Source organism: Staphylococcus schweitzeri (genome assembly GCF_002902405.1).
Lineage (GTDB): Bacteria > Bacillota > Bacilli > Staphylococcales > Staphylococcaceae > Staphylococcus > Staphylococcus schweitzeri.
In genome coordinates this window covers 1-8,342 of sequence record NZ_PPQS01000020.1, presented here as the reverse complement: position 1 = coordinate 8,342, position 8,342 = coordinate 1, and the positions used below count along the sequence as shown (strand labels likewise).

The window sequence follows — 8,342 nt, the reverse complement described above, 5'->3', positions numbered from 1 at the left end:
TATTCAAATAATTTATGGTTATAGTTTGTCTGAATTAATGCCACATTATTATTTAATAAAAATCAAAAAACTCATTCATTCTGTTTACATATTGCTTTTTTCTCGAATCACTTTTTAAAACATAGTGCATATTAAGTTCAGACTTTATGATATTGTTTCTATCTTTTTTTATATTATTTTCATTGTAATGTTTTTTGAAAAATGCATCGTCAATAATATCATTTTTATTAATGACGGATTGTAATATTAAGTGCAACACCTATATAAATTCATAAAAAATGCCCATAATTGGCACTTTGTTGTAAGATGTTAATAACCACAAAAACACATACAAGTAGTGCCAATATGAGCTATAACCAACTTACACTAACTGAACGCGCACGTACAGAGGTTTTACGTCAAGAAAATTATTCTTTAATATCTATTGCACGTAAATTAAAACGATCTGTATATACTATCTCACGTGAAATTAGTAGGAATAATGTAAATCAGTCATATCAAGCTGAAACAGCTCAAAAGAATTATGAAATCAAAAGAAAACTTTGTGGTCGTCCTACTCGATTTACTCCAGAACTTGGCAATATCATTAAATATTATTTAGAATGCCACTGGTCTCCTGAACAAATCGTAGGTCGTCTATTACAAAATCAAATCTGTTTTAAAACCATCTATCGATGGATTAACTCTAATATGATTAGTTTCGAACTTATTTCATGCCTTCGTCAAAAAGGAAAAAGACAGAGACCTAAAGAAACTAGAGGTAAATTTAATATTGGACGTCCTATTTCACAACGTCCTAAGGAAGTAAAGAAACGTAATGCATTCGGTCATTGGGAAGCTGACACAATTGTATCCAGTAGAGGCAAAAGTAAAGGGTGCATTGCTACTTTCGCAGAAAGAAAATCACGCTATTATTTTTGTGTACTTATGCCTGACCGTTCCTCTAATTCTATGGAGACGGCAATTAATAGCCTTATCAAACATCTACCTAAGGGTGCCGTTAAAAATATTACTGTCGATAGAGGAAAAGAGTTCTCTTGTTATCAAAATATTGAAAACCAATTTAATATTAATGTCTACTTCGCTGATCCATATTCCGCATGGCAAAGAGGTACAAATGAAAATACCAATGGGTTACTAAGAGAATTCCCCCCTAAGAAAACAGACTTAGCTAAAGTAAATCAAGAGCAACTTAACTATGCATTAGACTCAATTAATTATCGACCAAGAAAGTGTTTAAATTGGAAGTTTCCTTATGAAGTTTTATGTGATGAACTGTTGCACTTAAATTGACAAATCAACATATATTAAAAATTTATTTTGTATAGCGAAAAGCGAAGAGTTTTAATTATAAAAATCGAGTTGGTGAAATTATCGCAACCAAAATTATGACTAGGGTTTATATTAATTTAGAGTTAATATGAAAAGTTTAAGTAAGGTTTTATAGCTTGTTGAAACCTTACTTAAACCTTTTAGACCAATCGCATAGATACTTGCATACTGGTAGTAGCGCTTCCCCTTTTTTGCTTAAACTATATTCAACTTTCGGAGGTATTTGTGGGTATTCTTCACGTAAAATTAATCCTTCACTTTTTAACTCTTTTAATTGCTTACTTAACATTTTATGAGTTATATTCTTAATTCTCCTTTTTATTTCTCCATATCTTAAAGTCCCTTCTTTTCCCAAAGTAAAGATAATTTGCATTTTCCATTTTCCATTCATTATTGATAAAGCATGATTAAAATCTTCATATTCATTACTACTCAATATAAATACTCTCCTTTTAGTAAGTAACTAACTTTAAAGTGCATACTTACTTTTTGTAATACCATATATTAGAATATAAATTATTTCAAGAGAGGTGTAATCATATGAACAATAAAATTAAACGTTTGCTTATCACTGGAGCTACAGGAACACAAGGTGGTGCTGTAATATCAGAAGCAATTAAACATGGATATATAATTAGAGCATTAGTTAGAGATAAAACATCTGATAGCGCAAAGACTTTAAAAAATTATGGCATTGAAATAGTAGAAGGAGATTTTGATGATTTAAATAGTTTAGAAAAGGCAATGAATAATATGGATGGAGTTTTTGCAATGACTTCACCATCTCCTAAATCAAAAGAAGTCAACATGGAAAGTAGACAAGCAAAGAACTTAATTACAATTGCTGAAAAGCAAAATATAAAAAAATTTGTTCAAACGTCTGTTGCTAGAACAGGCGATCAAGAAAGTTTTAAGTATTGGGGAGAGGGCTACTGGTCTGAAAATTATTGGATTCAAAAAGATATAATAGAAAGAGCAGTTAAGGGTTCAAATCTTAAACACTGGACAATACTTAAACCTGCTTATATGATGGAAAATTGGTTACCTTATAGAGCAAAATATTTTTTTCCGGACTTAAAAAACAATATATTAAAATCGGCTTTTAACCATGAAAGTACAATTGATTTAGTCTCTGCTATTGATATTGCTAAATTTGCTGTAAAAGCATTTAAAACAGAGAATGTATTTGATAAAGAGTCTATAGAAATAGCTTCAGAATCATTAACAATTGACCAAATTGCAATGGAAATTAATAAACATACAGATAAAGAAATTGAAGTGTTAACTATATCTCCTGATGAAGCTATTCGAGAAGGGATATCTCCTGGTATTGTTAAATCTCAGGAGTGGAATAACTTAGAAGGGTACCAAGTTGATATAAACAAAACTAAAAATTATGGTATCAAATTATTATCGTTTAGTGAATGGCTCAATATTTATAAGTCTAAATTAGGTTAGTTATAATTTTTCAAAAGTGTGCAGAAAATAACCATTTTTGTACACTCTCTTTTTATATTTTAGATTGTCAAATTAAGCTAGACAGTTTATCATCTTCGATGAAACTCATAAATACTTCCAATGGTGTTCTATAATCTAAAGATTTTCTAGGACGATGATTATTTTTTTGAGCAACACTGATGATATGATCGTCAGTCACTAAATTGAAATCTAGTTCTTTATTTAATCCACTGCGTCTAAGTATTCCGTTAGAATGCTCATTTAAACCTCGCTGTGATGGCGTGCCTGGAACGGCAAAAAATATAGATATATCATGACGGTTGCATATGGTTTTCCAATTAGAGAACTCCTTACCACAATCAAATGTAATTGATTTAAATATATGAGTAGATAAAGCTGGAAACATAACGTGCAGAGCTTCTTCTATATCAATTGCCTTACAGCCTTTAGGTCGTAAGGTGATAATCATCTTGGATACTCTTTCTACCAGGGTAATGATTGCACTACCATGATGACGACCAACAATAGTAACTCCTTCAAGATGGCCGAACTCCTTATTGAATAAAGGAAATTCTTCTATCCTTTTAGAAATATGTCTTTTAAAAGTCTGTTTGCCTCTTTTTTCAGAATGACCATTTGGCTTTCTCTTACCTTTCATAGGTAAAGCATGTACGGCAAAAATATTTTCTTTAAACATTCTGTAAAGTGTTTTAACAGAACAATCAATCGTGTGTTCACCCCTACCAATAATGGTGTCTGGTGTCCATCCATCAGCTACTTTCTCTCGGATATAAGCTGACTGTTCTTCCGGAAGTACTATTCTATGTCGGCCACAATTAGACTTTCTTTGCTTGTATTCTTGATAATATTTAAGTGCAGACATACCCGACTTAAGAGCATTGATTACGTTATAAATTGTCTGTCTAGAACGTTTCAATCTACTCGAAATCTCTTTAACTGAAAGATTCTGGTGATAATATGATTCTATGAACGTAAGTTCATCCGTGTTAAGATGTGTATAGGCCATTCTGTACTAACTCCTTATGTTTTCTTTGGTGGGAAATACATATTGAGTTTAGCACAGAAGGCTTTTTTAGTTGTCTAGCTTAATTTTACAATTGGCGTGTAATAAAAATTGCTAAAGAAATTTTGTCAAATGATGGCTATGTTGCGGCTATATGTGGAGCAACAATTCCACTAGCTGATATTGGTATATTAAATGAATATTATCATACGAGTAATGATTTATTGTATCTAGAAAGTTTTTCTTCAAATTACCATGGACAAAAATTATATATTGATCAGCCATCTGTATCACATAAAAATTTAATTACTGCAAGTTCAACTGGCGCATTAATGTGGACAAAAGATATATTACAAAAACTAGATGTATTTAAACATTCTACTTTAGATGCATGGTTTAATTATTTTAGTACTGGCAATTCAAAGTATTATTTTGAATTACTACAAACCTTAAATAAAGATGATGATTAATCATTTGAAATTATAGTAGCAATATGGTTTATTATAATTCCATTTTCAAAATACAAGTATCATATCACTCCTAAAAACTATTACTAAAAAATCAAAAATATAAAAAAGTTTAAAAACTATGTTTTAAATTTTATGAAATGTGTTATACAAATAGTGTAATATACCACAACTTTTAAAAGGAGATTGAGCTATGAAACTAAAATCATTTGTTACTGCCACTTTAGTATTGGGACTATTATCAACAGTAGGAGCTGCTTTACCTAGTCACGAAGCATCTGCAGATAGTAATAACGGATATAAAGAAATAACAATGGATGGTTATCACACTGTTCCTTACACGATTTCAGTAGATGGTATTACTGCATTACATCGAACTTACTTTACCTTTCCAGAAAATAAAAATGTTCTTTATCAAGAAATTGATAGTAAAGTAAAAAATGAATTAGCTTCACAACGTGGTGTTACAACAGAAAAAATTAATAATGCACAAACAGCAACTTATACGCTTACTTTGAATAATGGTAATAAAAAAGTAGTGAATCTAAAGAAAAATGACGACGCTAAAAATTCAATTGATCCAGGTACAATCAAACAAATTCAAATTGTAGTTAAATAAAAAGATTTAACTATGTGAAATTGGTTTAGTGGGCAAACGCTGAAAGATTGCGTTTGCTTTTTAAATTATTGAAGTTGTAATTTATTGTTATTTGCTGACCATATCTTAGTAAATTCTATGTAAGTGTCTATTGCAATAGATACATTACAAATTCCCTGAACACAAACAAATCCCCTCACTACAGCTAATAGTGAAGGGACTTATTTTATTACTTAAACGTAATCACAAATATATTTGCTATTTGACGATTATGCTTAACCGTATCAATCAACAAATCATCATTTCTAAATTTTCAAATCGAACATTATAAAGTCAATGTTTCAATTTTCATAAGTCGTCATTACATTTCCGCACTTATATACAGTGGATGTTATTCAGCTTCTCTAATTTCGTCTGCAATGTCTTTATAGTCAATGTTTGCATTTGTAAAATCTTCATTTTGAATTGGAAAATGTTGTTCAAATGTTTCCATATTTTGGATTTCTACTTTAACATCTTCTACTTCAAAGTCTAAAACATGTCCACCAAAGTTACGATCATCATTGGCAAAGTGTACATGGAATCCTGCTGATCCGATACCATGGAAAAGTTCTGGTGTAAAGAAACCAACGACTGAACCTTTGACGTACGTTTCAGTTTGTTCAGGTTGTCTTCTAGCTGAATCAATTAAACGTGTATAAGGTGGCTCTTGTGCAGGCATCATACGTACATGCATTTTTTTAAATAATCCTGAAATTTTTACTGCTGAAAATAAATTTTCACTCAACATCTTTTCCTTTATTTCCTCAAAAACTGCTTCAGAAGATTTATTTTTCGTTTCATAGCTCGTATCTGCTACGAATTTAGTTACGGTTGCATATGGTGTTAACTCATCGCCTTTTAATTCCACAAATTCTTTATGTTCATTTGCGTGATAAGCTTTTCCATCTAAAAAGATGACCTCACCATTTGAACCTGTTAGTGTAGCGATACCTAAATCACCATGTTTCAATAATTCATTTATTGATGCAGTACCTTGTAATAAGCCTGCCATTAATGTGCCTAATGTACCATGTTGGTATAAAACATTAGTCATAAATTCTTCCACTCCTTATTAACATTTATCTTTCTTTTAGTTAAATACATCAGGTAACATATTCGTTGAAAGTTTAATATTGTCTTTGTAATTCACTGGTATGTCAATTAATACTGGACCATCTGTTTCATAGCCCTCTTTAATTGCCGCTTCTAATTCTTCTTGATTTGTAACTCGTAAACCTTTTGCGCCGAATGATTCAGCATATTTTACGAAATCTACAGGACCGAAGTCTACACCTGACGAACGTTTATATTTCATTTCTTCTTGGAATTCAACCATGTTATATTTTCCATCGTTCCAAATAAGTTGAATGATATTTAGATTTTTACGTACAGCCGTTTCTAAATCTTGTGATGAAAATAAAAAGCCTCCATCGCCAGCAACAGACACAACTTGCGTATTAGGTCGTACAAGCGCAGCTGAAATTGCCCATGGTAATGCCACACCAAGCGTTTGCATACCATTACTGAATAATAAATGTCTTGGATTGTAACTTCTGAAATTACGTGCCATCCAAATATAATGACTTCCTACATCAACTGTCACTGTAGTATCATCAGTTAATACATTTTGCATAGCTTCAACAATTTCAACTGGATGAAGGATACCCTCTTCATGCGTCGCTTTAATACCAGTTTCTTGATCAATATGTGCTCTTAATTGTTCTAATTCATCTAAATGTTGTTGATTTATAAATGGTTCATCCACTTTTTCAGAAATCATTTCAATCGTTTTAGCAATATTACCAATTAACTCTTTTTTCGGTTGCATATAATTAGTAATTTCAGCTTGAACTTCGTCAATATTGATAATTTGTGTTTCTAATTCTTTATTCCAGTTACTAGCTTCATATTCAATTGGATCATAACCGATTGTAATTACTAAATCACTTTTGCGTAATAATTCATCACCGACTTGATTACGGAATAAACCTACACGTCCGAAGAAATGATTTTCCAATTCACGACTAATCACACCCGCACCTTGGAATGTTTCTACAACTGGTAAATTTGTACGCTCTACTAATTTGCGAATGGCATTCGTTTCGTCTGCACTCGAACTTCTCATTCCAGCTAGTAAAACAGGAAATGATGCATTTTTAATCGCTTCAATGACATCATTAATATCTTGTTCACTCGGTACACCTAAATTTGGCTTTTGACAAAGTGATATCGCTTTAGATTCTACAGGTGAAGAAATCACATCTTGCGGAATACTAATAAAACTTGCGCCATTTTTACCTGACGTAGCAATGCGAATGGCATTTGTCATAACTTCTGATAATGATTCTGGATCTTGTACTTCTTCACTATATTTTGATGAATATTTTAATAAAGCAGCATTATCAATACTTTGATGTGTTAATCGCAATAAATCATTACGTTTCACCTGGCCACCTAACGCTAAGACAGGATCCCCTTCAGATGTAGCAGTTAATAGTCCAGTCGTTAAATTACTTACACCAGGGCCACTTGTAACAAGTACTACACCAGGTTTACCTGTTAATCTTCCAATACCTTGTGCCATCATTGCAGCATTTTGTTCATGACGAGTGACAATAAGTTCAGGACCATCATCAATTAAAGCATTAAATAGATAGTCTATCTTTGCACCCGGAATACCAAAAACATATTCTACCCCATTATTTTTCAAAGTATCAATAACCATATCGGCTGCAGTGTACTTTTTATCAGTCATTTATATTCATTTCCCTTCAAATGTGATGTGTATTACATATAATTGATTTTTGGTTTGTCACCTAATGATAGTTACGCAAAATTAATGGTATTTATCAAAATTTCACTTATACTATTAGATTTGTAATACATAAAAATTGCCTTCAGTACATTATATATCCTTTGTAAGATGAATAAAAATCGTTATTTGTAATACTAAGTATTCCAAAAATGCATGAGTATATTTTGTGCGGTGTGATTATGAGGGATGTCGGATTGATTGATGTGGATGACTCTGATTTTGGTGTTTAGTCAATGGCTGTTTGAAAATGTTATTTTTGGCGATCTGAAAATGCTGTTTTATGACACGCTGAAAATGGTGTTTCGATTAAAAAGCCACAGTAAGATTTAGATCTAACTGTGACTTATACATTTCAAACTTATATTAGCGATTGTTTTTATAGTTATAAATGATAGATGCAGTTCCTAAACACATTAAGAAGATAATCATTAAATATATAGAAAAGTTATCTGTTTTAATATAAAACTTAAAAAGTAGAAACGCCAGCATCGCAACAATAAAATAAACAGGAATAAAAGCTTTCTTCCAAAATATAGAATCTTTCAATTAAGTCACTCCTCGTATAATAAATTTTAGTTTTCTAAATTAGTAGTTTGATTTGGATAT

At 31.3% G+C, this 8,342-nt stretch carries 9 protein-coding genes; 4 read left to right on the top strand and 5 right to left on the bottom strand.

Translation table 11 applies throughout. The annotated features are described in order from the left end of the window. The first annotated feature begins 345 nt into the window (after positions 1–345). Positions 346–1,293 carry an IS30 family transposase gene (locus tag CD116_RS04130; protein ID WP_047551511.1) on the top strand — a complete coding sequence of 316 codons (948 nt, stop codon included), beginning with the start codon at positions 346–348 and terminating at the stop codon, positions 1,291–1,293. A 166-nt stretch (positions 1,294–1,459) separates the two neighbouring features. Here CD116_RS04130 and CD116_RS04125 read toward each other — a convergent pair whose 3' ends face one another. Continuing rightward, positions 1,460–1,723, bottom strand: a complete 264-nt coding sequence (locus CD116_RS04125; protein ID WP_051981590.1) for a winged helix-turn-helix transcriptional regulator — start codon at positions 1,721–1,723, stop codon at positions 1,460–1,462. A 149-nt stretch (positions 1,724–1,872) separates the two neighbouring features. Between CD116_RS04125 and CD116_RS04120 the strand changes: the two genes are divergently transcribed. Continuing rightward, positions 1,873–2,790: an NmrA family NAD(P)-binding protein gene (locus tag CD116_RS04120; RefSeq protein ID WP_047551505.1), complete on the top strand. Its 918-nt coding sequence runs from the start codon at positions 1,873–1,875 to the stop codon at positions 2,788–2,790. 67 nt (positions 2,791–2,857) lie between these two features. Here CD116_RS04120 and CD116_RS04115 read toward each other — a convergent pair whose 3' ends face one another. Further along, positions 2,858–3,817: an IS30 family transposase gene (locus tag CD116_RS04115; protein ID WP_047551502.1), complete on the bottom strand. Its 960-nt coding sequence runs from the start codon at positions 3,815–3,817 to the stop codon at positions 2,858–2,860. Between the two features lie 101 nt (positions 3,818–3,918). Here CD116_RS04115 and CD116_RS04110 point away from each other — a divergent pair, with 101 nt between their 5' ends. Further along, the gene (locus CD116_RS04110; protein WP_224757360.1) at positions 3,919–4,284 is read left to right on the top strand and encodes a DJ-1/PfpI family protein; all 366 of its coding nucleotides are present in this window, start codon (positions 3,919–3,921) and stop codon (positions 4,282–4,284) included. A 190-nt stretch (positions 4,285–4,474) separates the two neighbouring features. Continuing rightward, positions 4,475–4,900: an MAP domain-containing protein gene (locus CD116_RS04105; protein WP_047551499.1), complete on the top strand. Its 426-nt coding sequence runs from the start codon at positions 4,475–4,477 to the stop codon at positions 4,898–4,900. A 370-nt stretch (positions 4,901–5,270) separates the two neighbouring features. Here CD116_RS04105 and budA read toward each other — a convergent pair whose 3' ends face one another. The 3 genes from budA to CD116_RS04090 all read right to left on the bottom strand — a co-directional run bounded on the left by budA (position 5,271) and on the right by CD116_RS04090 (position 8,282). Next, the gene (gene budA / locus CD116_RS04100; RefSeq protein ID WP_047449630.1) at positions 5,271–5,975 is read right to left on the bottom strand and encodes an acetolactate decarboxylase; all 705 of its coding nucleotides are present in this window, start codon (positions 5,973–5,975) and stop codon (positions 5,271–5,273) included. A gap of 36 nt (positions 5,976–6,011) precedes the next feature. Further along, positions 6,012–7,676 carry an acetolactate synthase AlsS gene (gene alsS, locus CD116_RS04095; protein WP_047529591.1) on the bottom strand — a complete coding sequence of 555 codons (1,665 nt, stop codon included), beginning with the start codon at positions 7,674–7,676 and terminating at the stop codon, positions 6,012–6,014. Positions 7,677–8,099: 423 nt separating this feature from the next. Next, positions 8,100–8,282, bottom strand: coding sequence for a hypothetical protein (locus tag CD116_RS04090; RefSeq protein WP_047529592.1), 183 nt, complete (start codon positions 8,280–8,282; stop codon positions 8,100–8,102). Between the last annotated feature and the right edge of the window lie 60 nt (positions 8,283–8,342).